The sequence below is a fragment of the Mesorhizobium sp. M00.F.Ca.ET.216.01.1.1 genome (assembly GCF_004010325.2).
Lineage (GTDB): Bacteria > Pseudomonadota > Alphaproteobacteria > Rhizobiales > Rhizobiaceae > Mesorhizobium.
The window spans coordinates 21,244-47,829 of the sequence record NZ_SADR02000003.1 but is presented as its reverse complement, the minus strand read 5'-3'; the positions used below and the strand labels follow the sequence as shown (position 1 = coordinate 47,829).

General features: G+C 62.2%; 23 protein-coding genes. 4 read left to right on the top strand and 19 right to left on the bottom strand.

Translation table 11 applies throughout. The annotated features are described in order from the left end of the window. Nucleotides 1-28: 28 nt before the first annotated feature. From EN859_RS05210 to xylF, 4 genes are all read right to left on the bottom strand, one after another. On the bottom strand, nucleotides 29-1,651 hold the full coding sequence (locus EN859_RS05210; protein WP_127852599.1) for a CHASE domain-containing protein: 1,623 nt from the start codon (nucleotides 1,649-1,651) through the stop codon (nucleotides 29-31). 131 nt (nucleotides 1,652-1,782) lie between these two features. Further along, nucleotides 1,783-2,583, bottom strand: a complete 801-nt coding sequence (locus EN859_RS05205; protein WP_127852600.1) for an ATP-binding cassette domain-containing protein — start codon at nucleotides 2,581-2,583, stop codon at nucleotides 1,783-1,785. Nucleotides 2,584-2,679: 96 nt separating this feature from the next. Next, complete coding sequence (locus EN859_RS05200; protein WP_127852601.1) at nucleotides 2,680-4,011, bottom strand: sugar ABC transporter permease; 1,332 nt, start codon at nucleotides 4,009-4,011, stop codon at nucleotides 2,680-2,682. 227 nt (nucleotides 4,012-4,238) lie between these two features. Further along, on the bottom strand, nucleotides 4,239-5,279 hold the full coding sequence (xylF, locus tag EN859_RS05195) for a D-xylose ABC transporter substrate-binding protein (protein WP_127852602.1): 1,041 nt from the start codon (nucleotides 5,277-5,279) through the stop codon (nucleotides 4,239-4,241). A gap of 267 nt (nucleotides 5,280-5,546) precedes the next feature. Here xylF and EN859_RS05190 point away from each other — a divergent pair, with 267 nt between their 5' ends. Next, nucleotides 5,547-6,794 (top strand): ROK family protein, encoded by a 1,248-nt coding sequence (locus EN859_RS05190; RefSeq protein WP_127852603.1) that lies wholly within the window; start codon nucleotides 5,547-5,549, stop codon nucleotides 6,792-6,794. Nucleotides 6,795-6,809: 15 nt separating this feature from the next. Here the strand turns inward: EN859_RS05190 and phoB are convergent, their stop codons facing one another. From phoB to EN859_RS05140, 10 genes are all read right to left on the bottom strand, one after another. After that, nucleotides 6,810-7,499 carry a phosphate regulon transcriptional regulator PhoB gene (gene phoB / locus EN859_RS05185; protein ID WP_127852604.1) on the bottom strand — a complete coding sequence of 230 codons (690 nt, stop codon included), beginning with the start codon at nucleotides 7,497-7,499 and terminating at the stop codon, nucleotides 6,810-6,812. A 16-nt stretch (nucleotides 7,500-7,515) separates the two neighbouring features. Continuing rightward, entirely contained in the window at nucleotides 7,516-8,223 is a 708-nt protein-coding gene (phoU, locus tag EN859_RS05180; RefSeq protein WP_127852605.1) for a phosphate signaling complex protein PhoU, read from the bottom strand. Nucleotides 8,224-8,261: 38 nt separating this feature from the next. Then, complete coding sequence (pstB, locus tag EN859_RS05175; protein ID WP_127852606.1) at nucleotides 8,262-9,086, bottom strand: phosphate ABC transporter ATP-binding protein PstB; 825 nt, start codon at nucleotides 9,084-9,086, stop codon at nucleotides 8,262-8,264. A 16-nt stretch (nucleotides 9,087-9,102) separates the two neighbouring features. After that, nucleotides 9,103-10,419 carry a phosphate ABC transporter permease PstA gene (gene pstA, locus EN859_RS05170; RefSeq protein WP_127852607.1) on the bottom strand — a complete coding sequence of 439 codons (1,317 nt, stop codon included), beginning with the start codon at nucleotides 10,417-10,419 and terminating at the stop codon, nucleotides 9,103-9,105. Further along, nucleotides 10,416-11,882: a phosphate ABC transporter permease subunit PstC gene (gene pstC / locus EN859_RS05165; protein ID WP_127852608.1), complete on the bottom strand. Its 1,467-nt coding sequence runs from the start codon at nucleotides 11,880-11,882 to the stop codon at nucleotides 10,416-10,418. Before pstC ends, pstA begins: the two co-directional genes overlap by 4 nt. 117 nt (nucleotides 11,883-11,999) lie before the next feature. Further along, the gene (locus EN859_RS05160; RefSeq protein WP_127852609.1) at nucleotides 12,000-13,028 is read right to left on the bottom strand and encodes a substrate-binding domain-containing protein; all 1,029 of its coding nucleotides are present in this window, start codon (nucleotides 13,026-13,028) and stop codon (nucleotides 12,000-12,002) included. 521 nt (nucleotides 13,029-13,549) lie between these two features. Next, on the bottom strand, nucleotides 13,550-17,743 hold the full coding sequence (locus EN859_RS05155) for a PAS domain-containing protein (protein WP_127852610.1): 4,194 nt from the start codon (nucleotides 17,741-17,743) through the stop codon (nucleotides 13,550-13,552). Between the two features lie 674 nt (nucleotides 17,744-18,417). Next, on the bottom strand, nucleotides 18,418-18,654 hold the full coding sequence (locus EN859_RS05145; RefSeq protein ID WP_127852612.1) for a hypothetical protein: 237 nt from the start codon (nucleotides 18,652-18,654) through the stop codon (nucleotides 18,418-18,420). A gap of 200 nt (nucleotides 18,655-18,854) precedes the next feature. After that, nucleotides 18,855-19,094 carry a hypothetical protein gene (locus EN859_RS39100; protein ID WP_245525487.1) on the bottom strand — a complete coding sequence of 80 codons (240 nt, stop codon included), beginning with the start codon at nucleotides 19,092-19,094 and terminating at the stop codon, nucleotides 18,855-18,857. An 11-nt stretch (nucleotides 19,095-19,105) separates the two neighbouring features. Beyond that, complete coding sequence (locus EN859_RS05140) at nucleotides 19,106-19,858, bottom strand: DUF2865 domain-containing protein (protein ID WP_245525486.1); 753 nt, start codon at nucleotides 19,856-19,858, stop codon at nucleotides 19,106-19,108. Between the two features lie 282 nt (nucleotides 19,859-20,140). On the opposite strand from EN859_RS05140, the gene EN859_RS05135 reads away from it, so the two are divergent. After that, nucleotides 20,141-20,356 (top strand): hypothetical protein, encoded by a 216-nt coding sequence (locus EN859_RS05135; protein WP_127852613.1) that lies wholly within the window; start codon nucleotides 20,141-20,143, stop codon nucleotides 20,354-20,356. A 189-nt stretch (nucleotides 20,357-20,545) separates the two neighbouring features. On the opposite strand, the gene EN859_RS05130 is transcribed toward EN859_RS05135, so the two are convergent. From EN859_RS05130 to EN859_RS05110, 5 genes are all read right to left on the bottom strand, one after another. After that, nucleotides 20,546-20,917, bottom strand: coding sequence for a hypothetical protein (locus EN859_RS05130; RefSeq protein WP_127852614.1), 372 nt, complete (start codon nucleotides 20,915-20,917; stop codon nucleotides 20,546-20,548). Nucleotides 20,918-21,347: 430 nt separating this feature from the next. Further along, nucleotides 21,348-23,228, bottom strand: coding sequence for an adenylate/guanylate cyclase domain-containing protein (locus EN859_RS05125; protein ID WP_127852615.1), 1,881 nt, complete (start codon nucleotides 23,226-23,228; stop codon nucleotides 21,348-21,350). A 6-nt stretch (nucleotides 23,229-23,234) separates the two neighbouring features. Next, complete coding sequence (locus EN859_RS05120; protein ID WP_127852616.1) at nucleotides 23,235-23,771, bottom strand: FecR domain-containing protein; 537 nt, start codon at nucleotides 23,769-23,771, stop codon at nucleotides 23,235-23,237. Nucleotides 23,772-23,896: 125 nt separating this feature from the next. Then, nucleotides 23,897-24,733 (bottom strand): glutathione S-transferase family protein, encoded by an 837-nt coding sequence (locus EN859_RS05115; RefSeq protein WP_127852617.1) that lies wholly within the window; start codon nucleotides 24,731-24,733, stop codon nucleotides 23,897-23,899. A gap of 22 nt (nucleotides 24,734-24,755) precedes the next feature. Beyond that, the gene (locus EN859_RS05110; RefSeq protein WP_127852618.1) at nucleotides 24,756-25,337 is read right to left on the bottom strand and encodes a VOC family protein; all 582 of its coding nucleotides are present in this window, start codon (nucleotides 25,335-25,337) and stop codon (nucleotides 24,756-24,758) included. Between the two features lie 290 nt (nucleotides 25,338-25,627). On the opposite strand from EN859_RS05110, the gene EN859_RS39095 reads away from it, so the two are divergent. Further along, nucleotides 25,628-25,726, top strand: a complete 99-nt coding sequence (locus EN859_RS39095; RefSeq protein ID WP_245525485.1) for an SOS response-associated peptidase — start codon at nucleotides 25,628-25,630, stop codon at nucleotides 25,724-25,726. A gap of 39 nt (nucleotides 25,727-25,765) precedes the next feature. Continuing rightward, a complete protein-coding gene (locus EN859_RS39090) occupies nucleotides 25,766-25,999 on the top strand; it encodes an SOS response-associated peptidase family protein (RefSeq protein ID WP_245525484.1) in 234 nt (77 codons plus the stop codon). Nucleotides 26,000-26,586 lie beyond the last annotated feature (587 nt).

Below are 26,586 nucleotides of genomic sequence, written 5' to 3'. Positions count from 1 at the left end.
GAGCGGTTCCACACGAACCGGAACTGCTCTAGGCCGGCAGCGGGACCTTGATTTCCACATTCAAGCCGTCCTCGCGAAAATCGCGCTTGATCGTGCCGCGCAATTCGCGTGTGACGTTGAGGTCGATCAGCTTGGTGCCGAAGCCGGTCTTGGCAGGCACGTCGAGCTTCTTCTGCCCGGCTTCGCGCCAGTTGAGCGCCAGCGTCCTGTCGCGACCGCGCCCTTCGAGCGACCAGTCGACCCTGAGCGCGCCAACCGAATTGCCGGCCTCGCCGTATTTCAGCGCATTCGTTGCCAGTTCATGGAAGGTCAGCCCAAGCGCCTGCGTCGTCGTCTCGTCGAGCAGCACCTCAGGTCCCGACAAAATCCCATCGGGCAACTCCTTGCCGAACACCTGGCCAAGCTCGATGCGCAACAGATCGCCGAGATCGGCTTTCTGCCAGCGCGAGCGCGTCAGCATATCCTGGGACGCCGCCATCGCCTGCAGCCGCGCCGAAAAGGACGATGAAAATTCCTTCACGTCCGTGGCGCGCGACGCTGTCTGGCGCGCGATCGCCAGCACCCGCGTGATCGAATTCTTGATGCGATGCTTCATCTCCTGCAGCATCAAGTCCTTCTCGATCAGGCTCTTTTCGGTCGTTTCGTGAAGCAGCGACACCGCGTCGTAGGCCCGCTCCTGGTAGCGCGCCACCAGCGCGATGGCGCCTGCGAGCAACAGCCCAAACAGGCCGAGCATCACCGGAATGGCACGCGAGGAGGGCTGCGAGAAGGCGCTTGTCGGTCGGAACAGGATGGTCCATGGACGGCCGGCCACGATGATCTTGCGGGTGACCAGAAGCCTGTCGCCGAAGGTCGTAACCGGCGGCGTTTCCGATTGGAACAACAGATTGTCGGCGTCCACCTTGCCGTCATAGACTTCGGTGTTGACTGGCAGCAGCGGCGTACGGCTGAGCGCGGTCTGGAACAGATCGCGGGCGCGGAAGGCCGCATAGAGAAGGCCGGCCGTCGAGGACCGGGTTGCATCGATGACGTCCGGCGCGGTTTCTACATTGAGCCGGACGAAAACGAAAAACCCGGTGAAGCTCTGTGCGGCGCCCGTATCCTTGCCGATCTGCACGAGCCCGCTCGCATGCTGCTGGTCGTCGGCCATCGCTTTTTCGATCGCCACCCGCCGTACCTGATCTGTGAACATGTCGTAGCCGATGCTCGCCTTGCTGGAAGGATCGAGCGGCTCGAACAGCACGACAGGCGCGCGCCATTGCTGCGTCGTGGCGGGATAGACCTGACGGGCGACACCGTGGTCGCGCAGGATGTCGCGCTCGACAGGCGCCTCGTCGCCGGTTTTCACCAGCCGGACAAAGCCGATGCCGCGCAGGCCGGCGAAATTGCTGTCGACATCGAGCGCGTTGAAGAAGGCCTTGAACTCAGGTTGCGAAATATTGCCGTTGCTGGCATCGAACAATGCCCGAGTGGAGCGCAGCAGGGACAGATGCAGATCGATGCGGCTTTCGATCCGGTTGAGTGCATCGTCTGCGGTTGCCGCGAATTTGATCCGCGCCGCCTCCTGCGTGGCGAAATAGGCGAACCCCGCCATCATCAGGCTGATCAAAGCGACGGCAACGAAGGCGATGATAGGGAAAAACTTCTTCAACTGATGACGCGGCCCATGAACGGTTCTGGACCTTTATGGGCAAGTCCCCGCGCCAATACAATGGCGGGGCCAAAATCATCACGACGGCTGGCCCATTGGAGGGCCTGTATTTAGTCGGCTTACTACAGGCTTCAGGCGGCGATCTTCAGCGCACCTGGCCCCGGAATGGCACCGGGCGGACATTTGCCAAGGATGATCATGCCGAGCACCTCATCCTGGGTGACATCCGTGGTGCGCGCGGTGCCTACCACCTGACCGTTCTTCATCACACAGACACGGTCGGCGAGCTCGAACACGTCGTGTATGTCGTGGCTGATCAGGAAGATGCCGATGCCGTCGGACTTGAGTTGCCTGACCAGTTCGCCCACCTGCGCCGTTTCCTGCGGGCCGAGCGCCGCCGTCGGCTCGTCCATGATCAGGATGCGGGCGTTGAACAGGATGGCACGCGCGATCGCCACCGATTGCCGCTGGCCGCCCGAGAGCTTTATCACCGGCTCCTTGAAGCGCTGGAAGCGCGGATTGAGCCGGCCCATCACCTTGCGCGCCTCGGACTCCATGGCCGCATCGTCGAGCGTACCCCAGCCGGTCATCAGCTCGCGGCCGAGGAACAGGTTGGCGGCGGCGTCGACATTGTCGGCGAGCGCCAGCGTCTGGTAGATCGTCTCGATGCCGTACTTCTTGGCATCGCGCGGATTGGAGATCGAAGCCTCCTCGCCGTTGACGAATATCTGGCCCGAGTCGCGCTTGTAGGCGCCGGACAGGATCTTGATCAGCGTCGACTTGCCGGCGCCGTTGTGGCCGAGCAGCGCCACGACCTCGCCGGGGAAAAGATCGATGGAGGCATCGTCGACGGCGCGAATGCCGCCGAAAGCGATCGAGACGTTCCGCATGTCGATCAGCGGGGTGTCAGTGGGAGCGGTTTTGTCTGCCATGATCGGTTCCTCCCTATAGTTTTTGCTTGAGCATGATATTGTCCGAAAATCGGATTCCACTTTTCGCTGACGCGGACCTTTGGTTCGGGATCATACTCAGACGCGCTTGCGGTAGACGGTGTCGAGCCAGACGGCGACGACGAGCACGGCGCCGACGACGATGCTCTGCAGCGGCGAGTCGATGCCGAGCAGCACCATGCCGGACTGCAGCGACTGCATCAGCAGCGCACCGAGCATGGCGCCGAGCACAGTTCCGGAGCCGCCGGCGAGCGACGTGCCGCCGATCACCGCGGCGGCAATGACCAGGAGCTCATCCAGCGTGCCAAGCGCATTGGTCGCTGCGTTGAGACGGGCAGACGCGATCGCCGCGCTGATCGCCGCCAGCACGCCCATGATCATGAACGCCTTCATGGTCACCCAGCGCGTGTTGATGCCGGCGAGCTCGGCCGCTTCCGGATTGCCGCCGATGGCAAAGACATAGCGGCCGAAACGGGTGCGCCTGGTGATGAAGGTCATGACGATGCCCGCCGCGACCGCCATCAGCACCGGTATGGCGATGCCGTGGGCAATGAACAGCCCGCCTTCCGGAACGGTGATGCCGTTGCGCTGGGCATACTGGCGCACTATGCCGACCGGCCAGGGATAGGAATTGGCGATCCAGACGGCACCAAGGATGGCGGCACAGGCGACCACGCCGAGGAAGATTTCCGCCCAGACGGGGCGCAGCGGAAAGCGGAACCGTTTGCGCTGCCACCGTCCATTAAGCAGCGCGAAGGCAACTGCCACGCAGGCAACGACGCCGACGATCCAGCTGGCGGTCGAGCCGATCGCTCCTCGTGGCCCGCCGCCCATCAGCTGGAAGGTGGTGTCGAGCGGCGCGACCGTCCGCCCGTTGGTGATCAGCCATGCCATGCCGCGCCAGACCAGCAGGCCACCGAGAGTGACGATGAAGGCCGGAACCTCGAGATAGGCGATGATGAAACCCTGGAACGCGCCGATTGCGAGCCCGAGCACCACGCCGGCGGCGAGCGCGATGATCCAGAGCCAGGGATTTCCGAGCTGGAAGCCGATGACGCGGATAAGAAACTCGGCCTGCGCCACGCCCATAATCATGCCGACTACGCCTTCGACGGAACCGACCGAAAGGTCGATGTTGCGCATGACGATGACCAGCACCATGCCGGTCGCCATGATCGCGACCGAGGAGGTCTGCACCGAGAGGTTCCAGAGATTGCGCGGCGTCAGGAAAAGCCCGCCCGACAGGATATGTATCCCGACCCAGATGACCAGCAGCGCGCCGACCATGCCGAGCATGCGCGTGTCGAGCTCGGTCGCCTTGAGGAAGCGCCCGACAGCGCTGAGCTCTGATGCACGCGCCCGGTCCGCGGCTGTGTTGGCGACTTGCGCGTTAGATGTCGTGTCGCTCATGATGTGCTCCCACGGGTTTGCCGTCTGGCACGGATGCCGGAGTGCAGTCTAGTGTCGCGATTTCGAAGTTCGCACCGCCCTGACATCGACCTCATGGGATATCGACCTCATGCGAATTTCAGAAACCAGACACTAGAAGCTATCCGCCCGAGGCGGAAAAACAATTTTCTTTGACAAAACGCCGCGGCCTGATAGCCGCGGCGTCGGAACCCGCTCAAAGATCCAGTTCAGTCGCAGGCTGCAACGGCACCCGCGGCGACACCGGCGCAGACCTCTTCCTTCTTGATCCAGCCGGCGTCGATGACGACGTTGAGATTGTCCTTGGTGATCGCGACAGGCGTCAGGAACAGCGACTTGACGGTGTTGCCGCCCGGCGTGGTGAAGTCCTTGGCGCCCGCAATGTCGGCCATCTGCTTGCCATCGGCCAATTGCGAGGCGATCTCGGCGGCGTTCTTGCCGAGTTCGCGCGCGTCCTTCCACACCGACACGGTCTGTGTGCCAAGTGCGATGCGGTTCAGCGCAGCGTGGTCACCATCCTGGCCAGACACCGGAACAGCTCCGGCAAGGCCCTGCGCCGTCAGCGCGGCGACGACGCCGCCGGCAGTGCCGTCATTGGCCGCCACCACCGCATCGACCTTGTTGTCGTTGGCGGTCAGGAACTGCTCCATGTTCTTCTGGGCGTTGGCGGGCAGCCAGCCGTCGGTATAGGCCTCGCCGACATTCTTGATCTTGCCGCTGTCGATGGCGTCCTTGAGCACTTCCATGGAGCCGGCGAACAGGAAATCGGCGTTCGGATCGGCGCCCGAGCCCTTGATGAACACGTAGTTGCCTTCCGGCTTCACCTTGAACACTTCGCGGGCCTGCATGCGGCCGACTTCCTTGTTGTCGAAGGTCAGGTAGAACACGTCCTTGTTCTCGATCAGCCGGTCGTAGCCGACGACCGGGATGCCTTCGTCGAGCGCCTTCTGAACCGCCGGCCCAATGGCCGAGGCGTCCTGCGCCAGGATAATCAGCGCGTTGGCGCCCTGCGAGATCAAGCTCTCGACGTCCGTCAGCTGCTTGCCGGGGTTGGACTGCGCGTCGGCGGAAATGTATTTGTCGCCGGCGGCCTCGATGGCCTTTTTCATCGCTGCTTCGTCGGTCTTCCAACGCTCTTCCTGGAAGTTCGACCACGAAACGCCAATGACCTTGTCCTTCGCCTGTGCGACCGACGCAAGCGTCAGCGACATGGCGACACCCGCCAGTATGGCGGCTGCGAATCTCTTCATGTTATCCTCCCTGCGCCGCATGCGGCGCGACCAAACTGGCCCGAAGGCCGGCACAAAGGCCCCATTTTTTCGAGCCCCGAAAAAATACTGGTCCAACACCGGAGCACTGTCAACATCGATTCTGATGGATTTTGATGTGCTGCTGACTTTTTTTCGAGACTCGGAATAAATAATGACACAGCTGCCGGCTTCTGCCAATATTTACCAAGCGCCGCCGACGGCCTTCGACATCACGAAAGCCGCAGCGACTGGGAGGCAAGCAAAGAGATGTCGGTTGGAATCCGCCACGACGATTTGCGCCGGCGTAACCGGGCGATGGTGATTTCGGCCGTGCGCCGGGCTGGCCAGCCGTCGCGGACGGAGATCGCCGCGACCACCGGTCTCAGCCATTCGACGATATCGGCGATCTCTTCCGACCTGATTGGCGAAGGTATCCTGACCGAGAGCAAGGCGAGCGAAACGGTTTCGCTGAAGCGCGGTCGGCCGCAGGTCGGCCTCAGCCTCAATCCCGAAGCCGCGGCGGTAATGACCGTAGTGCTATCGCTGAACTTCCTCTCCGTCGCCGTCATCGACTACGCCGGCCAGGTGATAGCCGAGGAACAGCGCCGCCTGGACACGCTAACCATGCCGCGCGACGAGCTGATCGGGGAATGCCTCGCCATCGTCCGGCGCCGCTTCGAGGACCCCGACCTCAATGTCCACAGTGTCGCCCGCATCGCGATGGGGATACAGGGCATCACCGATTCCCATTCACGCGCCATGCTGTGGTCGCCGATCACGCCGCAGACCGACATCGCCTTCGCCGATATACTGGAAGACGAATTCGGCATCCCCGCCACCATGGAGAACGACTGCAACATGATGGCGGTGGCGCTGCGGTGGCGCGACCCCGACCGCTACCGCGACGATTTCATCGCCATCCTGCTTTCGCACGGTATCGGCATGGGTCTGGTGCTGAAGGGAGAGCTGTTCACCGGCACCCACTCCTCCGGTGGCGAGCTCGGCCACATGATCCATCGGCCGGGCGGCGCGCTCTGCCGTTGCGGTCGGCGCGGCTGCGTCGAGGCCTATGCCGGCAACTACGCCATATGGCGCAACGCCAAGCAAATGGGCGAGGACGCTGAACCGGTTGCCGATGTCAGCGACGCCGACATGCGGGCACTGGCTGCCCTGGCGCGCGAGGTGGACGGACCGGAACGCGAAGCCTATCGCAAGGCAGGCGAAGCACTCGGCTTCGGCCTCGGCAACCTGTTTGCGCTGATCGATCCGGCGCCGGTCGCCATGGTCGGCGTCAGCGCTGCTGCCTTCGACCTGATCGAGCCGGCGCTGCGCGAGGCCATCGCCCAGACCGCCGGCGGCCAGCATTCGAAATCGATCTCCTTCGACACCGAGCCGAACGAATTGCCGCTGATCCGCGAAGGTTGCGCCATGCGCGCCCTGACCTTCGTCGACCAGGAGATTTTCGCGCCAGGCGCACAGGCAAAGCCGGGCATTGTCGGAAAAAGCGTGGCCTGAGGTCAGCCGCCGCGTTCAGTCCTCGCGGATCGCGTAGCCGGCGCCGCGGATGGTGCGGATGACATCCGGCATGCGGCCGTTGTTGACCGCCTTGCGCAGCCGGCCGACATGCACGTCCACCGTGCGCTCGTCGATATAGATCGTCTCGCCCCAGACATTGTCGAGCAACTGGCTGCGCGAGAACACCCGGCCAGGGTGCCGCATCATGAATTCGAGCAGCCGGAATTCAGTCGGTCCGAGCCTGATCTCGCTCTTCTTGCGATAGACCCGATGCGATTCGCGATCGAGCACGATGTCGCCGACCTTCAGCACGCTGGACAGCACCTCGGGCTTGGCGCGACGCAGCAGCGCCTTGACCCTGGCCATGAATTCCGGTGTCGAAAACGGCTTGACCAGATAGTCGTCGGCGCCGGTCGAGAGGCCGCGCACCCGGTCGCTCTCCTCGCCGCGCGCGGTCAGCATGATGATCGGCAGCCGTTCGGTTTCGGGCCGCATCCTGAGGCGCCGGCAAAGCTCGATGCCGGAAACCGCCGGCACCATCCAGTCGAGCACCAGAAGATCGGGCACGTTTTCCTGCAGCCGGATCTCGGCTTCGTCGCCGCGCGTCACCACCTCGACCTGGTAGCCTTCGGCTTCGAGGTTGTAGCGGAGCAGCACGCCCAGCGGCTCCTCGTCCTCCACCACCATGATGCGTGGCGCGATCATCGACCGGTAACCTCTGTCATGCCGCCGGCGCTGACATCGCCGTCTCATCCAGCTTGGGACGATTGGCAGGCAATTGCTGGCCGGTCAGCACATAGTAGGCGTTTTCGGCGATGTTGGTGACATGGTCGCCGATGCGCTCCAGGTTCTTGGCGCAGAACAACAGATGTGTGCAGGCGGTGATGTTGCGCGGATCTTCCATCATGTAGGTCAGCAGTTCGCGGAAGACCGACGTGTATTTGACGTCGATACGCTCGTCATCGTTTCTCAGCTTGGCAAGCGCTGCCGCGTCACTGGCGGCGTATTCTTCGATGACCCCTTGCACCTGGGCCAGCACCAGCTGGGCCATCGCATCGATGGAATGCGACAGGTCGCGCGGTGTGATGCTGAGGCCGACGGTGCCGACGCGCTTGGCAATGTTCTTGGCAAGGTCGCCGATGCGCTCGAGATCGCCGGCCATGCGGATCGAGCCGACGACGGCACGCAGGTCGTTGGCCATTGGCTGACGCTTGGCGATCAGCGTGATGGCGCGGTCGTCGAGCTCGCGCTGACGCGCATCCATGATGGCGTCGTCGGAAACGACGCGCTGCGCCAGCGCATTGTCCGAATTGAGCAGCGCCCGCGTCGAGCCGCCGACCATCGAGCGGGCCAGATCGCCCATGTCGCGGATCAGCTTGCTGATATGCTCCAGATCCTCGTCGAAGGAAGCAACGGTATGTTCACCCATGATCCTGTCCTCGTGTTCGAAATTCGCCGCCGGACCGCTTAGCCGAACCGGCCGGTGATATAGTCCTGGGTGCGCTTGTCGTCGGGGTTGGTGAACATTTTGTCGGTGGCGCCCTCCTCGACGAGATAGCCGAGATGGAACATCGCCGTGCGCTGCGACACGCGCGCCGCCTGCTGCATCGAATGGGTGACAATGACGATCGTGTAGTTCTGGCGCAGTTCGTCGATCAGTTCCTCGACGCGGGCGGTGGCGATCGGATCAAGCGCCGAGCACGGCTCGTCCATCAGGATCACCTCCGGCGACACGGCGATGGCGCGCGCAATGCACAGACGCTGCTGCTGCCCGCCGGAAAGGCCGGTGCCGGGTTCCTGCAGGCGGTCCTTGACCTCGTTCCAGATCGCCGCCTTCTTCAGGCTCTGTTCGACGATCTGATCCATGTCGGCCTTGCGCTTGGCCAGCCCGTGGATGCGCGGACCATAGGCGACGTTCTCGTAGATCGATTTCGGAAACGGATTGGGCTTCTGGAACACCATGCCGACCCGCGCCCTCAGTTCGACGACGTCGATGTTCTTGTCGTAGATATCCTCGTCATCCAGCGTGATCTTGCCGGTGACCCGCGCCGAATCGATGGTGTCATTCATGCGGTTTAGGCAGCGCAGGAAGGTGGACTTGCCGCAGCCAGAGGGGCCGATCAGTGCCGTCACCTGGTTTTGGCGCACGTCGAGATTGACGTCGAACAGCGCCTGTTTGTCGCCGTAGAACACGCCGACCTTGTCGCCGCGCATCTTGATCACTTCGTTCGACTTGGCGTTCATTTTGTCGCCCACTGCGTTTTCAAGAGACTGTTCGGTCATGATGTTCATAACGGATGCCTTTTTTCTACCAGCGCCGCTCGAACCGGCGCCGAAGCACGATCGCGGTGACGTTCATGGCCATGAGGAAGACCAGCAGGATGATGATGGCGCCCGACATGCGCTCGACGAAGGCGCGTTCGGCCTCGTTGGCCCACATATAGATCTGCACCGGCAGCGCCGTCGCCGGATCGAAGGGGCTCTTCGGATAGTCGGCCACGAAGGCAACCATGCCGATCAGCAGCAGCGGCGCGGTTTCGCCCAGGGCCCTCGCCAGGCCGATGATGGTGCCGGTGAGGATGCCGGGGGCGGCAAGCGGCAAGATGTGCTGGAACACCATCTGCATCTTGGAGGCGCCGAGGCCGAGCGCTGCCGAGCGGATCGACGGCGGCACGGCGGCCAGGGCCGCGCGCGTTGCGATGATGATTGTCGGCAGCGTCATCAGCGTCAGCACCAGGCCGCCGACGAACGCGGCGGAACGCGGCATGCCGAGGAAGTTGATAAATACGGCAAGGCCGAGCAGGCCAAAGACGATCGACGGCACTGCAGCCAGATTGTTGATGTTGACCTCGATCAGGTCGGTGAAGCGGTTCTTCTTGGCGAACTCCTCCAGGTAGATGGAGGCGGCGACGCCGATCGGCAGCGCCAGCACCAGCACGATCACCATCATGTAGAACGAGCCGATGATCGCCACACCCATGCCCGACGTTTCCGGGCGGCTGGAGGCGCCGTAGGAGAACAGGCCGGTGTTGAAACGCTCGGCCATCGCTCCATCGGCCTTGAGCTTGTTCATCCAAGCGATTTGCTGGTCGGAGACCTTGCGCCGCGCTTCCTCGACGCCGAGGTCGATCTGGCCCTTGAAGGCGGAGTCAAGATTGGCGGCGGCGAGGATATTGACGTTGCGCGTCGTGCCGATGACCGACGGATCGGCGGCGACGATATCGCGCAATTGGACGCGAACGCCCTCGGACAGGAGGCCCTTGAGCTTCAGGATCGTCGGCTTGTCGTCGGGGTTGATGCCGAGCTTGGCGACCAGCGCCTTTTCGGCGAGCTTGGGATAGTTTGCCTTGATTAGCACGGTCGGGTCGATCGCGCGCTTGTTTGAGGGGTCGATCACCTTCTCGTCGAAGGTGATCGGCACCGAGATCGTCGTCTGCCAGAAGGCGGTATAACCTTTCGAGACGATGGCGATCAGCATGATGGCCAGGAACGCAAGCCCGACGGAAATCGCCAGCATGCCATAGATGCGGAAGCGGCGCTCGGCGGCGTAACGTGCCTTCAGGCCGATGTCGCGGCGCGGATGAGCGGCGACCCGGACCATCGTATCCATGGGGATGTCGGTCATTCATACTGCTCCCGGTACTTGCGCACGATATAAAGCGCGACGATGTTCATCACCAAAGTCAGCGCAAACAGCGTGATGCCGAGCGCAAAGGCGACCAATGTCTGCGGCGAATTGAATTCGAGGTCGCCGGTGAGCTGGTTGACGATCTTGACGGTGATGGTCGTCATCGCCTCGAACGGGTTGGCGGTGAGATTGGCGGCGACGCCGGCGGCGAGCACGACAATCATCGTCTCGCCGATGGCGCGCGAAGCGGTCAACAGGATAGCTCCGACGATGCCGGGAAGTGCTGCCGGCAGAATCACCCGCTTAATCGTCTCCGAACGCGTCGCGCCGAGGCCGAGCGAGCCGTCGCGCATGGCGCGCGGCACCGCTGTGATGATGTCGTCGGACAGAGAGGACACAACCGGGATCAGCATCATGCCCATGACGAGCCCAGCGGTGAAGATGCTCTGGCCCTGGATGAAGGGGGAACCGCCGGTCAGCGCGGCGGAGAGATCGCGCAGGAATGGCCCCAGCGTGACCACAGCGAAAATGCCGTAGACGATGGTCGGGATGCCCGCGAGCAGCTCAAGCGCCGGCTTGACCACCGACCGTATCCTGGGTGTCGCGTATTCAGCCATGTAAACCGCCGACATCAGCCCGACCGGCACGGCGACCAGCAAGGCGACAAGGGCGATATAGAGCGTGCCGGCGAGAAGCGGGATCAGGCCAAACTGGCCCTGGCTGCCGCCCGAGCCAGCGGCGGCGAAGCGCGGATCCCAGACCGTGCCGAAGAAGAAGCTCATCGGCGAGACGCTCTCGAAGAACTGGATCGTCTGGAACAGCATCGAAAGCACGATGCCGACCGTGGTTAGGATGGCGATGGTCGAGGCGCCGAGCAGGCCCCACAGCATCAGCCTCTCGACATTGTTCCTGGCGCGCGCCCGCGGCCGGATCTGGCCCAGCGCGTAGAAGGCGCCGGCGACCGATAGCAGCAAGGTGAGGGCAGCACCGATCATGCCAAGCCGGCTTTGCACGGCATTCGCCTCGACGGCGATCGGGATCATGTAGTCCTGCGTGTCCGTCGCCAGCGCCACGCCCTTGGCGGCGAGCAGCGGCTGCAGATCGGCGAACGTGGCGGGCAGTGCGGCCAGAGTGTTCGCGTCGAGCTGGCGCAGGCCTTTGGCGAGGCTCTTCACCAGGCTGACATCCAGCGCCTCGCTGGCAACCGCGCTGTTGGCGGTGCGCTCAGGCAGGGCGGCGTGAATGTGTCGGTCGAGATAGACGGAGGAGCCGATGTTCCAGGCGGTAAGCAGCAGAACCGCAGGCAGGACAGCGAGCAGGCAGGCCCACCAGCCGTGATAGTGGGCGCGCGAATGCGGCTTCACCGTGCCATTGTCCTGCGCGGCGGCACGCTGCCGGCCGATCACGAATGCAACCAGGCCGATGGCGACGACAATGGCGAGTACGAGCAAGGACGACATGGACGCACCCCAAGGAAACTCTAGAGCAAATGATGCTCAAGTCGCCACCGCCATGGCGACAGGCGGCGAAAACCAGGGCGCCGGTACGGGCCCGGCGCCCTGGTTCCGATAGGTTGATTACATCGTCTTTCCGGCAGCGAAAGCGTCGCGCTGGGACTGACGTTCGGCGTCCGGAGCAGCCACCAGGCCGTATTCGGCGAGCGGGCTTTCCGGGCCGACCATCTGGTCGTCAAGGAAGAACTCGACATATTCCTTGAGACCCGGAACGACGCCGAGATGCGCCTTCTTCACATAGAAGAACAGCGGACGCGATACCGGATACTTGCCGCTGGCGATGGTCTCGGTCGAAGGCGTGACGCCTTTCACGGTAGCAACCTTCAGCTTGTCGGCGTTGTTTTCATAGAAGGCGAGGCCGAATACGCCGACGCCGGTCTTGTTCGAGTCGATGCGGGCGAGCGTCTCGGTGTAGTCGCCGTCGATGTCGATGGCCTTGCCGTCCTTGCGGATCGCGATGCAGGTCTTGGCGATTTCCTTGTCGTCGCTAACGCCGGTGGCCTTGATGGCGGCCTTGTCGCAGCCGGCGTCGAGAAGCTTGGTCTCGAACACTTCGCGCGTGCCATGCTTTTCGCCCGGAATGTAGGCGGCGATATCCCAGTCGGGCAGCTTCGGGTTGACCTGGCTCCACTTGGTGTTCGGATTGTCGACGAGCTTGCCGTCGACGACGAGCTTGGCGGCGAGCGCCTTGTAGATGTCGGCGGGAACCAGCGCCCAGTCCGGACCCTTGATGTCGGTGGCGAAGACGATGCCGTCATAGCCGATGCGGACTTCCTGGATGTCCTTCACGCCGGCAGCGGCGCAGGACTTGATCTCGTCCGGCTTGATCGGACGCGAGGAGTTGGCGATATCGATCGTGTCTTCGCCGACGCCCTTGCAGAATTCCTTGATGCCGGCGCCGCTGCCGCCGGACTCGACCACCGGGGTCTTGAAGTTGGTGTAGGTTTCGCCGAACTGCTCGGCGACGATCTTGGCATAGGGTAGCACGGTCGACGACCCGGCAACCTGAATCTGGTCGCGCGCGGCGGCGAAGCCGGAGGACGCGGCGAGCGCAAGCGCCGCGGCCGACGCCGTAAGGAGGAATTTTCTCATGTGGCCTGCTCCTGTTCGGAAGATGGTCTCTCGGCGCCATTCCTTCGGCGCCCGGTGAGGCCATAGCGCCCGATTATTACAGTCTCATGACAGTTTCATGTCGGCCCGGTAACGTCTGACAGGGATGTCGAACACGGCAGCCGGCCAGCCTCGGCGGTATAGCCGCAGTTTGCGGCTGGAATCAAAAGCTTGCGTGGCTTGCGGCCGGCGTTTCCCTTCGGCGCCGGAAAAAAACGGCAGCAAAAAAGAAAAACCGGACGGGAGCGCGTTGCTTGTTGGCCAGAGCAAGTCATGGCCGAGCCATCGCCGAAAACAGGTCCGTTGGGGTAGAATTGACGCTGTTTCTTGCCGGCGGTGCTGCTCCCGCCCGTAACTGGAGGAGCGGATTCGTCGCGATCATTGTCCCGGCTGGGGGCGCGCTTTGGTATGGTGCGATCGCGCCATAGTCTTTCGCGCCATAGTCTTGCGCGCAAGGGCTGCGCCGATTCTCGGCCGGTTCACGGCTCCATAGGCTGGGCTATCTATCCCGCGTTGCGCTGGGCCTCGTTGCCCGTGCCGACCCAGCGCTCGACCTTTTCGAGCAGTGCCCTGGGGCTGATCGGCTTGGGCAGATAGTCGTCCATGCCGGCCTCGAGGCAGCGTTCGCGGTCGCCTTTCAACGCATGCGCGGTGACGCCGACGATCGGGATATGCGTGCCGGTCTCTTGCTCCAGCCGGCGGATGGCGGCGGTCGCCTCGAGCCCGCTCATCTCCGGCATCGAGACGTCCATCAGGATCATGCGCGGATTGAGCCTGCCGTAGGCGTCGAGCGCCTTGCGGCCGTTACCGACGATCTCGAAGCCGTAGCCGGTCTCGCCGAGGATCTGAGTGAACACCATCTGGTTCACCTCGTTGTCTTCGGCAACGAGGATATCGAGCCGGCGCTCGTCGCCCGCAGGCCGAACACGCGCACGAACCGGCGGCGGCTGCAGCAAGGCCCGCTCCGATACGGCCAAGGGGGGCTGCACCAAGGGCGGCTGCGCCATAGGTGGTTCCGGGGTGCGGTCGCCGGAACCGCCGCTTGCCGCTGGCACCACGCGGCTTCCCGTCGAATTGTGGCGGTGACGCTGAATGGTGGCGACCAGCGTTTCCAGAAGCACCGAGGAACGCGCCGGCTTGATCAGCTGCGCATCGATGCCGAGATCACGATAGCTGGTGTTGGCGAGCGACTGGTCGACGGATGTCAGCATGATCACCGGTGTGTGGGCTAAGCTGGCGGTGCTGCGCACGATGCGTGCCATTTCGGCGCCGCTCATCTCAGGCATCTGGTAGTCGAGCACCACGCAGTCGACCGGCACGCCATAGGCGGCGGCAGCGATGAGCACCTTCAGCCCTTCGGCCCCGCTTTCGGCCGCACAGGAATCGAAGCTCCATGAGACCATCTGCTCGGTCAGGATCGACCGGTTGACGGCGTTGTCGTCGACGATCAGCACCCGTGCGCCGGTCACGTCCACTGGCATGATGCGTTGCCCGGCCTGTTGCCCGGCCCTGGGCAGCGTCACGGTGAACCAGAAGGTCGAGCCCTTGCCTTCGGCGCTCTCCACGCCGATCTCGCCGCCCATCAGTTCGACCAGCCGCGAGGTGATGGCAAGGCCGAGCCCGGTGCCTTCGTGCCGCCTGGTCGACGAGGTGTCAACCTGGCTGAATTTCTCGAAGACCTGCTTCAGCTTCTCCTCCGGAATACCGATGCCGGTATCGGTGACGGAGATGGTCAGCTTTGTTCCCGCTGGAAACCTTTCGCCGGTGACGTCGACCAGCACGTGGCCTTCGTCGGTGAACTTCACAGCGTTGCCGAGCAGATTGGTGACGATCTGCCTGATGCGGCCGACGTCGCCGATGAACTGGCTTTCAAGGCCGGGCTCAACACGTACGATGAGCTCGAGGTCCTTCTCCTTGGCGCGCGTCGATACTAGCGTCGCTACATCCTCGATCGCCTCGGCAAGATTGAAGGGCGCCGGGTCGAGTACGAGCTGGCCGGCATCGATCTTGGAGAAATCCAGGATGTCGTTGATGATGGTCAGCAGCGCGTTGCCGGATTTCACAATGATGTCGGTGAAGGTCTTCTGTTTCGGGTTGAGATCGGATTTGGCCAAGAGTTCGGCCATACCGAGCACGCCGTTCATCGGCGTGCGGATCTCGTGGCTCATATTGGCCAGGAATTCGGACTTGGCACGATCGGCAAGCACGGCGCGCTGGCGCGCCTCGCGCAGCTCGGCCTCCCGCTGCTTCAATTCGGTGATGTCGGTGGTCGATCCGATCAGGTAGAGCGAGCCATCGGACGCGATCATCGCGCCCTTGCGTGCGAACTGATGCCGGACCCTGCCGTCGGCCAGCGTCACGCTCTCCTCGATCTCCTGGGTTTCGCCGGTGCGCAGCACGGCGAGATCGCCATTGACGAGGGCTTCGCCGTCCGGCCCGAAAATCTCGACGTCGGTCTTGCCGATCGCCTCTTCCTTGCTGAAGCCGGTGAGGTCGCACCAGCCCTTGTTGACGTAGAACTGCCTGAGGTCGGAGCGTTTGGCGTAGATTGACACCGGCACATTGTCGATGAGGCTGCGGAACACCTCGTTCTCGCGCATGCTGTCTTCCAGCGCTTGCTCGCGCTCCTTGACGTCGGTGATATCGGTGCTGGAGCCGACCAGGTGCACCGACCCGTCGAGCGCGACCAGCCGGCTCTTGCGCGTCATCAACTGCCGCACCGTGCCGTCGCGATGGGTGACGGGCTCCTCGGCCTCCATGACACGGCCGGTGACGACCACCTCGGTGTCGTCGTGACTGTAGCTTTCGGCGTCGTCGGCGCCGAAAAGCTGGTGGTCGGTCAGGCCGATGACCTCTTCCTTGGGGATGCCGGTCAGGGCGCACCAGGCCTTGTTGACGAACTCGATGCTCAGGTCTTGCGCCTTGATGAAGGCGGCGACCGGCAGCTCGTCCATCACGTGCCGGAACAGGTCGATCTGGCGCATGCTGTCATGCAGCGCCTTCTCGCGGCTCTTGATCTCGGAGATGTCGACGCGCACGCCGATGAAGGTGCCGTCCTCGGTCCGCATATCGTAAACCTGGTACCAGCGACCGTCGGGATTGAGACGTTCGAAGGATGAGTTGGGCAAGCGGTAGCGGGCGAGGATGCCGTCGAGCCAGCGCTCGGGATCGCTGTCGTAGAGCTTATCGAGTTCCGGATCGCCGCTAATGCGGAAATAGCCGACCGAATGGCCGAACTCCAGCGCCTCGCGGAGCGTGCGGCGAGGCTGCCACAGGGACTGCAGCGCCGGCAGCGTATCCTGCAGCTTGGTATTGGCGAAGACGAACTTGTCGTCGCGATCGTAGATGATGACGGCGGCCGGCAGCGATTCGAGTACGGTGGCGAGATTCCTGCGGGCGTCCTCGGCTTCCGTCTCGCGACGCTTCATATCGGAGATGTCGAAGATGAAGCCGGCAACATAGTTGCGGCCGCTTGCCATGCTGACACGGTTTTTGCGAACGATGCGCGAGCGGCCGATACCGGAGACCGCGAAGTTCTCCTCGACTTCATAAGGGCTGCCGCTTGCCAGAACCTGCCTTTCGCTGTCCTCGAACCGCGCGGCCTCGTCCGCCGTGAAGAAATCGCCGCCGCGCTTGCCCAACATCGCCTGCGGCGTCCGTCCGAACAATGCCGAGAATGCCTCGTTGACGAACACGAAGCGCAGATTGTCGTCCTTGACGAAGATCGGGTCCTTGACGTCGTTGATCACTGCCTCGGCCAGCCGCGATTTTTCCAGCGCTTCAACAAGCTCCGCCTCGCGATCCTTCATATCGGTGACATCGACATAGGAGATCAGCCGCTTGCCGTCTGCCAGCGGCGCCATCGACGAGATCAGCGTCCGGCCGTCATTGCGCGGCAATTGCCTCGATCCGGCCATACCGGCCCTGATTTCCGCCTCACGCTCAGCGACGTGCCGTTGCCATGCCTCCTCGTCCGACCCGTTGGGATCGATATCGCGGCTGGCCTCCATCAGGTCGCGGAAACTGCAGCCGCCATCGGTGCGCGCCGCATCGATCTGCCAGAAATCGTAGAAGGCGCGATTGATCACTTCGGCGCGCAGGTCGGCGTCGAGGACGACGACACCGATCGGCATTGAATCGACCATTGCGCGAAGATTGGCGAAGGTTTCGGCGGTCCTGGCGTTGGCGCTGTCGCCCCCTGCCGACGGACCGCTCTGCATTCGCAGTTCGTCGAACGCACTGGCGAGCGCCGTGACATTGCGGCCGATGCCACGATAGCCGGCGAAATTTCCTTCGGCGTCGAAACGCGGGAAGCCGGTGATCGAAACCCAGCGGCAGTCGGTGCGGCCGCCCTTCAGCTCGTAGACGAAATCGCGAAACGGCCGCCGGGCCTGCAGATCCTCAAGATGCGCGGCTGCGCTGCGGTCGCCGTTCGGCCCCTGCTTAAGGAAGTCGAAGCGGAACCGGCCAAGAACGCTCTTGGGATCGATGCCGGTGCTGGCCTGGTAGCTTTCAGAAAGCCAGGAAAAGCGCAGCTCGGCATCGGTCTCCCAGATCCAGTCCGCGGCTGCTTCGACCAGCGCGCGAAGCGCTTCGATCGAATCCACGTGTCCGGCGGACGCATCGTCGCGGTGCGCAACCATCTTACGGGGTTCACGCGTGCTGCGTGTCCCAACCGTCTCGTCCGCTTCCGCCATCCGTCCCACCCCGAAAAACCAAGGCCGAACCCTCCTCAGCGGTTCGCCGGCGGAATCTGCCTCAGAAGCATTAACGATCCGCTAACCTTAATAAATCGCAACTGGCCGGCGGGCAGTAACTCGGGCCAGCCGGTTGTCGGCAGGACTGCGGCCGCGTTATAAGTCGCATAGGGGTGTTGCTAATGTTCGGTCGGATACTGCTTCTTTTCCTTTGCCCGATGCTGGTTTTCGGCAGCGGCTGCGCACGCAGCTATGACGGCACGGTGATCATACCGAAGCCGCTGGATGTCAGGCGGTTCTGGGACAGGGCTCCGCCGCAGACGAAAGTCGCCCAGTCGCAGGTGGAGACAACAGGCGTCTTTCCAGTGGCGCCGGAAGCACCAAGACGAACGGCGCCCCGCCGCGCCACCGCGCCGACACGGCACGTGGCGAAGCCCGCCAACCCATCTGCTCAGTCTTCCGGGCCAGAGAAGCCGCTTAGCTGCAGGAACGTCAGCCAACCTGGCAAGCGATTCCGCGTGGTCTGCGAATGACCAACTGGGCTGAGTCCGGACGGTGGCCTGAGAAACTTCTAGAGCGACGAACCCTCAGTCAGCGGTGGCTCTAACGCTTTATTTTAGCACCGGATTTTCCAAAAAAGCCGGTTCCCGCTTTTGGGTCCGACGCTCTAGCGGTCAAAGCGACGCGGCGCCCTTCTTGGGTTCCTTGGCACCAAGCTTGTCCAGCGCCATACGGACCTGCCGCAATTCGCCCTGCAAGCCATCATCGTCGCCCATCGGGCTTTCCGACGCCGCGCGCTGCAATGCCCTCGCCTCGGATTCGATCTCACGGAGTTTCGCGATTTTCTCTTCAGTGGTCAGAGACTCGTCGTCGACAATCTCCTGAACCCTCTTTTCCCTGAATGTGACCATGGCGATTGCTCCTGTCTGGTCGCCTGTCACAACGCAGCGACCGGCATAGCGTTCCAGACGAGAATCCGGCCGGCATGGGATGCGAAAATGCGCCGCGCAGCCCTCGTTGCCGCCGCGCCGGAGAGAGGGTCCGACGGGACGTCGCCAGCTTTCCCCGTAGCTCTCTGACCCCGTAGCTCTTCGAGGTTGCTCGCCTCGGATCAATCCGCGGGGAAAAAGGCGGGCCCAATTGCCCTCACCGGCCGCGAGCCCGCCAGTTTCTCGATCGACTGATGCTGGGCGGCACCATTGGCTTCGGCATCAGGGGCTTCGGCACTGGGGGCGTCAACACCGGGAGCTTCGGCATTGAAGATTTCGGCTTCGGTATCAATTTGTGGAATTTGCGCAACGGCGCCAAGATCCGGCTTTCGCGTCGGCAATGGAATGATAGCGTTGCTCATGTCGGCGGGCGTTACCGTCCGTGCCCTGAGCTCGGCCACCCGCTGGTAATAACGTTTGATGTCGCACGCCTTGAAGTTCGCGTCTCGCGATACCTGAAAGCAGCCGGAAGATCCTTGTAGGGCTTTCGCGTCTCGAGCGCGATCATCTCTTCGGTCTCGAGACTGGGGTCATCCAGCATGTAAAGGTCGACACTGGCGTCGTCGCAGATATAGCGGCACTGGTCGACCGTATCCTTCACATCGTCGCTTCTGGCGAATTGCGATTTTGGCGCCGGGAAGAAATACCCATCCGAAAGACGAACGCAAAACAGCATCGGATTGCCGCCAAGCGCCACACCGGAAGACTGGGCTTTTGCAGCCGGACGCCGTTCTTGTTGCCGCTGTTTGGTTGTGGGCGCACAGCCAAGGGCGACGAACCTGGCCTGCAGGCGGGACGTGCCCCTGCCCGAATTCACTGTGCTTGCGATCCGGCGTTCCACCTCCGCCCGGCTTTTGGCAAGATCGGCGCAGGCGTTAAAGAACCCGCCTGCCGAACTTTTTGCCGCGCACCGGCGCTGCCTTTCAATGCCCTGGATCGCGGCAAGCTGCCGGCGCAGCTGGGTAAGTTCCGGGCTCACACCGGCCCCGCGGCCGCCCGAAACCATCTGGCTTCTGAGCGCGGAGCAAGTGTCAGCGTAAGAGGTGGCGATTCCCAGCGCAAACGCGATCACCGACACCAGTACAAAAAACACAAAAGGCCACAAGCGTATCATTGGCGCGATCATTGTCTTGTTCCTGCAGAGCCGATCGACTGTGAATAAGATTCAACTGAATAAGTAAAACCTAATCATTAATAGATCTGACATCACAAGAAACCAAGTTTCTCGTGTATTATCCCTGCCTCGTAAATCCGATATTGCATTTCTATTTCAAGATTAAGACGAAAACGCTAAGCAACTGCCGGCGATATGCCGGCTATGGATCGCCGCCGATCCTGCACGACCAGGCACTGCCGGCTGAAACCTTTGTTCGGCGGTCGGCGTTGTGTCGTCTAAGGGAGAGCGAAGATGTCTGTTCACTTCACCATCTCTGGCCTGACCAGAAACCTGTTCCACTCACTCGGACTGGAGCGGGCGCCGAGACCGCTGACCCCCGAAGAAAGTCTGTTGCTGGAATGCTATCTGGCCGGCCAGATTCCGGAATCGGCATGGAACGACTATGTCTTCGAGACGCCAGAACTGGAACGGCACGTCAATGCGAGGCGCCGGCATCGGGCCTCGTGACCTGGACGGCTGAGCTGTCTGACGCGGAAGGGGGAAGAGGCATTTCTGGCCGCGCGCCGGGACGGGCGGATTCGGCATAAAGCGAGCGGCGGCTGAAGAGATTCACGCGACGCGCTTTAAGTCCTGTTTTTTATGCATGTCGTGTCCCAAACCGCTGCGCACTGTTGGGCGACATGCATCAGGCATGGCTCATTGCTTGGGCGACCTGAATTGCAGGGTGAAAACGTTGCCCGCAACCCCTTTGGCAAGCGTCGGCGAAAAACTCAGCGGCAGGCAGCGCTGAAGAGCCTTGGTGGCGGCATCGACATATGCCTGACGCGCCTTTGCATCGCCGGCCACTTTGATCGCCGTCGGCTTGGGCGGGCCAATCAGCGTACCGTCGCGCTTGAAGCTGAAGCTCAATGTGACGGTTGCGTTCCCGGCATCGGCCGGTGGATTCCAGCATGCCTCGATCGCCGCGCCGACCTCGTCCATCGTGTTGAGCGTGGCGCCGTTCGATTGACAGGTTGCGCCTGCCAACAGTGCACCCGCAATTGCAAGCAGTCCTGCAGCGCTTTTCATCGCAAGAAGTCCTCATCCTTCTACTTGCTGGCCGCCAGCACAGCACAGCCAAGATTGATGGTAGGGTCGGCGCCGGCAATGACAATATGCTTCGCAAAGATACCGACGGCAATCGGCGAGCCCGCTCGGTTCCTGGGACAAGGACCTTGAAAACAAAAAGGCCGGCACACGGCCGACCTTTCCTTTCACCTCGACATCCGCGCCAGTACATCCGTGGTCGCGAGTGAAGGTGAACTGCCGGTCAGTAGATAGGGATTTGGTTAACGAATCCTTAGCCTGCGGCGTGACTGCCGATACCGCCGCCCCCGCGCCGACTGTTTAGGCAGCATAGCCAGCCGCGTAGAATTCTTAGAAAGACTCACCTTGCTATGCGGCAGAAGTCGCCAAAATTGTCAAACGAGCGCCATCAGACATTACAGTACCATCTTGGTCACGGGGCCTGATCTACTGCAGCGTCTGCACTCTGCCAAAGCCAGATTGCCAGCGAGCCTGACCGCCCACGGATCTGTGTTTCCACAGGTCCTCTCAGAGCACCGGATTTGAACAACTCGCAGTCGCCACCGGCGACTTGCAACATTTTGTCACTCACTGCGACTTCAGCATCTTGGTCGGCTGCGATCTCCATCAAGCGACTGGCAACGTTGACTGTGTCACCTGTGGCCGCGATGTGCTGATGGCCTTCGCCGCCGAGTCTCGACGCTACGATTGTTCCGTGGTGCGCTCCAATCTTGAAGCCGAGCCGGGACGCAGTTGATGCAGGCAGCGAGACGAGCCAATTGTTGGTCCGACTGGAGAGCCCTACACAACAGCGAGCAGCGTTGAAGGCGTCATCTGTCGCTGGTTCCGGCAGACCGAACAAGATCATGGCTCCGTCGCCCATGAAACTGGTGACAATGCCGCCGCAGCGTGTCACTTCCTCGTCCACCAACGCATGAAATGTCTTCAAAAGTTCGCGTGTGGCGTTCGGCCCCAATGTTTCACTGAGCCCGGTGAAGCCAGACAGGTCGATGAAGATGACGGCGGCGTCTCCCCGGACAGGTTCCAGGAGGAAGTCGCTGTGCTTGGCGAGCCACTTCCCTAAGCCTTGGGCCTGAACTCGTTGAAGCAATTCGCTCTGCGTGGCGAAATATTGGGCCCGGTTCCTGCCCGACCAAAGCTGCGCGGCCCCGAACAAAATAGCCGGCGGAGCGGCGGCGGTCATCGGTAACGCGGCGCTCAGCCAGATATGATGTGAGAAAGCGGTCATATTGACCACCAACCAGATCAGAACCACGCCGACGATCGCCGCGAGGCCGATGGCGCTGCGCCGCCATGCCAGCAACCCCACAAGAGCCACTGGCAGCAGCACTGCAAAGCCGGCATCTGCAAGGCGAACGTACTGATCTCGCACTATTCCGTCGCCGGTCATCAGATGAGCAATCGCGGTCGCCATGACCTCGACGCCCGGGAGTACCGGATCGAACGGTGTCGGGAAAACATCGCCGGCGCCGGTTGCGGTCGCTCCGATCACGACAATTCGATCCTGGATAACGCTGCGATCGAGCTGGCCGTCCAACACGGTCGCGGCGCTGATCGTGCGGATCGTGCCGCGGGGGCCATAGAATGCCAGAGGCAGGATGTGACCAATGTCCGTCCGAATCCACCGTCTGCCTAGCGATAGACGGTCGGGGGCAATTGCTGGATCCTCTCCCACCGCCACGGTAGCAACACGCAATGAGAAAGACGCTTCCACCCGATCTCCGGCCCGAAACAGCAACGGGATGAACCGCGGCGTTCCCGTCCGGTCGGTAACTACATTCACGACGCCGACAGCGGCGACATCCGAGAACGCTTTGAGGGGCCACAGAAACCGCTCGGCATTCGGTACTCGGCCGAGGGGTCCATCGCCCTCAGCTGCTGTCCATTGTTTACCGCCCGAGTAGACCGCTGCGGCAGCGATTACGCTTGCACTCCTGCTCAGTGAACGCGCGAGCGCCTCATCATCGTCTTTTGCCCGGGGATCGACCAGCAGCAGGTCGATCGCAATGGCTTTCGGTTCAAAGCGGGTTACCGTGTTGATAATCCGGGCAAGCGTGGCGCGGCTGAGGGGATAGCTGCCCTCGTCTCGCACCACTTCGTCGTCTATTGCGACAATGGTCATCAGTTCCGGCGGCTTTGCCGTTCCTCGAACAAGCGTTCGAAGATCGGTCATCGTTGCTTCGACGCTATCTATAAACCACACGTTGCCACGCCAGTGCGCGAAGCCCAAGCCGGCGCCCCAAAGACCCGCCAGAATGAGCGCGATCAGCGTCTGAAGCGCCCGACCGCTCATTGCCGCTCACTGGCCAAAACGGGCCAACAGTGCGGAAACACGCGCGGCCGGCCAGCGCCGGACGGTCAGTTTGCCTGTCCCTGCTTCCACGTCGACGCCTTCGCCCGGTGTGAGGAATACGCCGGCATTGGACCCTGGCCTTTGCACGGCGACTCGACCTTTGAGGACGAAAACAGACGTCCTGCCTTGGCTAACGTCGACTGCCCATCTTGTGCCTCGCACCGCAGCGATCGCCTGCGGAGTGACAACCGCGAAGCCACCCCGGACCCGGCTGCCTGGAGCGTCGAGCAGCAGCGCCTTGCGTCGCAATCTGACCGCATCGGCATTGCCGTTTCGATCACGGTCCACCAGAGTAAAACGAGCGCCATCTTCGACAATGATGGTAGGGCCTTCCTGACATCTCAAAATTTGTCGAGACGCACCTGCCACCAGCTCGAACGTACACCCCGCCTCACTCGACTGCGCCGAGGCGGTATCCACCCAGAAGACGCCGGCAAATATGCCAGCCACCAGGCTACTGAAATATCGGCCCCTTGCACCCATGAACACCCCTCCTTGCTTTTGCGAAAATTTGCGGCAAGAAAATCTTTACATTGTTTTCGGCCGCCAGCTTGGCAGTATATTCATGCGTACGAACCGACATTTGATATCGAGACTGTTTTGCGCTCTCAGGCGCTCGCCTGTGACTTCACATAGGCGATATAGCCGCGCACGTCGCCGGCTGGCTCGGCATAGGCCTTGCCGAGTTTCTTCTCCATTGCCGCCATATATTCCTTCGCCCAATCGGGCAGAGCGTAGTCGATGACGGCAAGGAATTCGAGTGTCGCCGCCAGACGGATGTCGGCGATCGACGGACTCTTGCCGCCGATGAACGGCTTGCCGTTCCTGAAGAAGGTGTGAAAGACCTCCAGCGGCTCCGCAATGGCGGCGACAGCTGCTTTCTGCGCTTCCGATTTCCTGTCGGGATGCGCATCGCTGTGGCCGACCTCGCCGGCATATTGCGGGAAGCCGAGCGCGGGATACGTGGCGCGCGCCACATAGGGGTAGAGCGTGCCGATCAGGTAGAACATGGCGCTGTCGACCATCGCCCGCTTGGCGGGCGCCTTCGGGTAGAATTTCTCCAGCCCGTGCTTGTTAGCGAGATATTGCATGATAGCGCAGCTTTCCCATAAGACGCCTCTCGGCAGGCCCTCGTCCTCGATCATCGGTGTCAGGTGAGCCGGGTTTCGCGCCATGTATTCGGGCGAGCGCGTGTGACCCCAGGCGTCGATCTCGGCAGCGTCGAACCCGGCCGCCCGTGCGAACACCCGAACGGTCATGTTGTTGACGCTCGGCTTCAGCATGCTGAGCTTCAGCGGCGGCCTCTTCGCCTTGGCTTTAGACACAGACCTGGCGGCTGCGTTGGCCGTCGGCTTTGCCGCCGTTTTCGCTGCAGGCTTCCCGGCAGGCTTTGAAGCAGCCTTTGACGCGGGCTTCTTCGCACTCTTAGTCGCTGTCTTTGCCATCTTGTTCCTCCCTGTGGCTTGTTCAGTATGGGTTTCTCGGCGCCCTATCCTCCGACAATGTCGCGCGGGACCGCTCGACGAGCGCCTGGATCGCGTCGGCGAGATGCACTTCGGCGATGTTGTAGTCGCCGCGCGCAACGCGGACCTTGTGCGCTTCCATCAGCACGTCGGCGTGAGTGAGGCCCGCTGGCGGCTCGAAACGGTAGGAGGCGAGCTCAATCAGCAGGCCGAGTGGATCCTCGAAATAGATCGAATCCATGAAGCCGCGATCCTTGACCCCGCTGTGCTTGATGCCGCGCTCATTGAGCCGGGCGACCGCCTGCAGGAAGGTGACGCGCGACACCGCAAACGCGATGTGATGGACGCAGCCGGTATCGGTCGGTGTGCGCCGCGCCACTGGCGTGCGGCTCTCGTCGGTGAAGACGGTGACGAGCCGGCCATCGCCCGGATCGAAATAGAGGTGGCTTTCGCTTGCCTTGTCGAGGTTGGGCTGCTCGAAGATGAAAGGCATGCCGAGCACGCCTTCCCAGAAATCGATCGAAGTCTGACGCCCGGCGCCGACCAGCGTGATGTGATGGACGCCTTGTGATTGCAGTTTCTGCATTTTGCCCTCCCTGGGATCGCTTGGACTGCACGGTCGCATCGGTCAGTGCCGATCAGATTGCGGCCGCACCGTACAATCGGCATCTACGCTGCAGGTATGCGTGACGGCCTGTCAGGCTTCCCGCTCCGTTTCCTACCCGACGTTCTGCGCGCCGTGTCTGGCTCATAGCTTCATCACGCAATGCTAATTCAATCAGCGACGCTGCGCCAGAAGCGGCGAAGCCCAAGGCGGTGAATCCGGGCGGCCTATTGGCCGCGGCGGGCGCTGATGCCGATCGACGGCTATTTTGAATGGAAGGACATCGTCGGCACCGGAAGGACAAGCAGCCCTACACCATCGCCATGAAATCGGGCGAGCCGTTCGCACTGGCCGAACTGTGGGAGAATTAGCGCGACCCGGCGACGGGCGAGAACGTCCGCACCTTCGCGGTGCTGACCTGTGAGCCCAACGCCACCATTGCGCAAATCCACAACCGAATGCCGATCATCCTTCAGGCTTCCGATTATGTGACCTGGCTGGCGCATCCCGACCCGGAACACCTGATGGAGCCATTCCCGGACGAACTGATGACTACGTGGAAGATCCGCCGCGACGTCGGCAACCCAAGAAATAACCGGCCCGATCTGCTCGACCCGGTCAGGGATGATCTGGTCGACCTATAGGTGCGGGTGGTTACGTCCGTTGACCCGCCAGCAGGCGAATATGAATTCGTCGGCATATAGCCCGAGCCGACCAGCCGGTGTTGGCATTCCTATCCACGACCATCGGGTGGTGATACATTCATTAGAATTGGCGAATGTTTCGTCGTCAAGCTCGCCGGGAAACTGGGGAGGTGGCCATGAGAATTGTTAGCGCTCTAGCATGTGTGGCTTTGCTTGCCGGTTGCGCAACAATGGGGCCGCCAGGGCCGCAAGGGCCTGTCGGTCCGCAAGGTCTGCCTGGCAAGCAGGGACCCAAAGGTGCCAAGGGGGCTGAGGGTCCAGCGGGGAAGGACGGCGTCAGCGGCTGGGTGGTCACACAGTATGCAAGTGCGAGTGATACAAGCCCAGACAAATCCGCACAGGCTTGGTGTCCCAAGCCAAAAGTCGTCATAGGTGGCGGTGCCAGCGCGTCAAATTCAAATGCTCTAATCTCTAGGAGCTTGCCGGTTACTTCCCCAGCTTCAGGATGGGTAGCACAAGCGCATGTAGCCACTACGCCTCCAACAGCTTGGACGCTGACGGCATATGCAATTTGCGCGCTTGCCAAA

What these genes read in the sequence shown, in the direction of transcription:
- EN859_RS05205 (WP_127852600.1), bottom strand. Translation starts at nt 2,583, where the DNA reads ATGGCAGACAAAACCGCTCCCACTGACACCCCGCTGATCGACATGCGG.
- EN859_RS05200 (WP_127852601.1), bottom strand. Translation starts at nt 4,011, where the DNA reads ATGAGCGACACGACATCTAACGCGCAAGTCGCCAACACAGCCGCGGAC.
- xylF (WP_127852602.1), bottom strand. Translation starts at nt 5,279, where the DNA reads ATGAAGAGATTCGCAGCCGCCATACTGGCGGGTGTCGCCATGTCGCTG.
- EN859_RS05190 (WP_127852603.1), top strand. Translation starts at nt 5,547, where the DNA reads ATGTCGGTTGGAATCCGCCACGACGATTTGCGCCGGCGTAACCGGGCG.
- phoB (WP_127852604.1), bottom strand. Translation starts at nt 7,499, where the DNA reads ATGATCGCGCCACGCATCATGGTGGTGGAGGACGAGGAGCCGCTGGGC.
- phoU (WP_127852605.1), bottom strand. Translation starts at nt 8,223, where the DNA reads ATGGGTGAACATACCGTTGCTTCCTTCGACGAGGATCTGGAGCATATC.
- pstB (WP_127852606.1), bottom strand. Translation starts at nt 9,086, where the DNA reads ATGAACATCATGACCGAACAGTCTCTTGAAAACGCAGTGGGCGACAAA.
- pstA (WP_127852607.1), bottom strand. Translation starts at nt 10,419, where the DNA reads ATGACCGACATCCCCATGGATACGATGGTCCGGGTCGCCGCTCATCCG.
- pstC (WP_127852608.1), bottom strand. Translation starts at nt 11,882, where the DNA reads ATGTCGTCCTTGCTCGTACTCGCCATTGTCGTCGCCATCGGCCTGGTT.
- EN859_RS05160 (WP_127852609.1), bottom strand. Translation starts at nt 13,028, where the DNA reads ATGAGAAAATTCCTCCTTACGGCGTCGGCCGCGGCGCTTGCGCTCGCC.
- EN859_RS05155 (WP_127852610.1), bottom strand. Translation starts at nt 17,743, where the DNA reads ATGGCGGAAGCGGACGAGACGGTTGGGACACGCAGCACGCGTGAACCC.
- EN859_RS05145 (WP_127852612.1), bottom strand. Translation starts at nt 18,654, where the DNA reads ATGGTCACATTCAGGGAAAAGAGGGTTCAGGAGATTGTCGACGACGAG.
- EN859_RS39100 (WP_245525487.1), bottom strand. Translation starts at nt 19,094, where the DNA reads ATGAGCAACGCTATCATTCCATTGCCGACGCGAAAGCCGGATCTTGGC.
- EN859_RS05140 (WP_245525486.1), bottom strand. Translation starts at nt 19,858, where the DNA reads ATGATCGCGCCAATGATACGCTTGTGGCCTTTTGTGTTTTTTGTACTG.
- EN859_RS05135 (WP_127852613.1), top strand. Translation starts at nt 20,141, where the DNA reads ATGTCTGTTCACTTCACCATCTCTGGCCTGACCAGAAACCTGTTCCAC.
- EN859_RS05130 (WP_127852614.1), bottom strand. Translation starts at nt 20,917, where the DNA reads ATGAAAAGCGCTGCAGGACTGCTTGCAATTGCGGGTGCACTGTTGGCA.
- EN859_RS05125 (WP_127852615.1), bottom strand. Translation starts at nt 23,228, where the DNA reads ATGAGCGGTCGGGCGCTTCAGACGCTGATCGCGCTCATTCTGGCGGGT.
- EN859_RS05120 (WP_127852616.1), bottom strand. Translation starts at nt 23,771, where the DNA reads ATGGGTGCAAGGGGCCGATATTTCAGTAGCCTGGTGGCTGGCATATTT.
- EN859_RS05115 (WP_127852617.1), bottom strand. Translation starts at nt 24,733, where the DNA reads ATGGCAAAGACAGCGACTAAGAGTGCGAAGAAGCCCGCGTCAAAGGCT.
- EN859_RS05110 (WP_127852618.1), bottom strand. Translation starts at nt 25,337, where the DNA reads ATGCAGAAACTGCAATCACAAGGCGTCCATCACATCACGCTGGTCGGC.
- EN859_RS39095 (WP_245525485.1), top strand. Translation starts at nt 25,628, where the DNA reads ATGGAAGGACATCGTCGGCACCGGAAGGACAAGCAGCCCTACACCATC.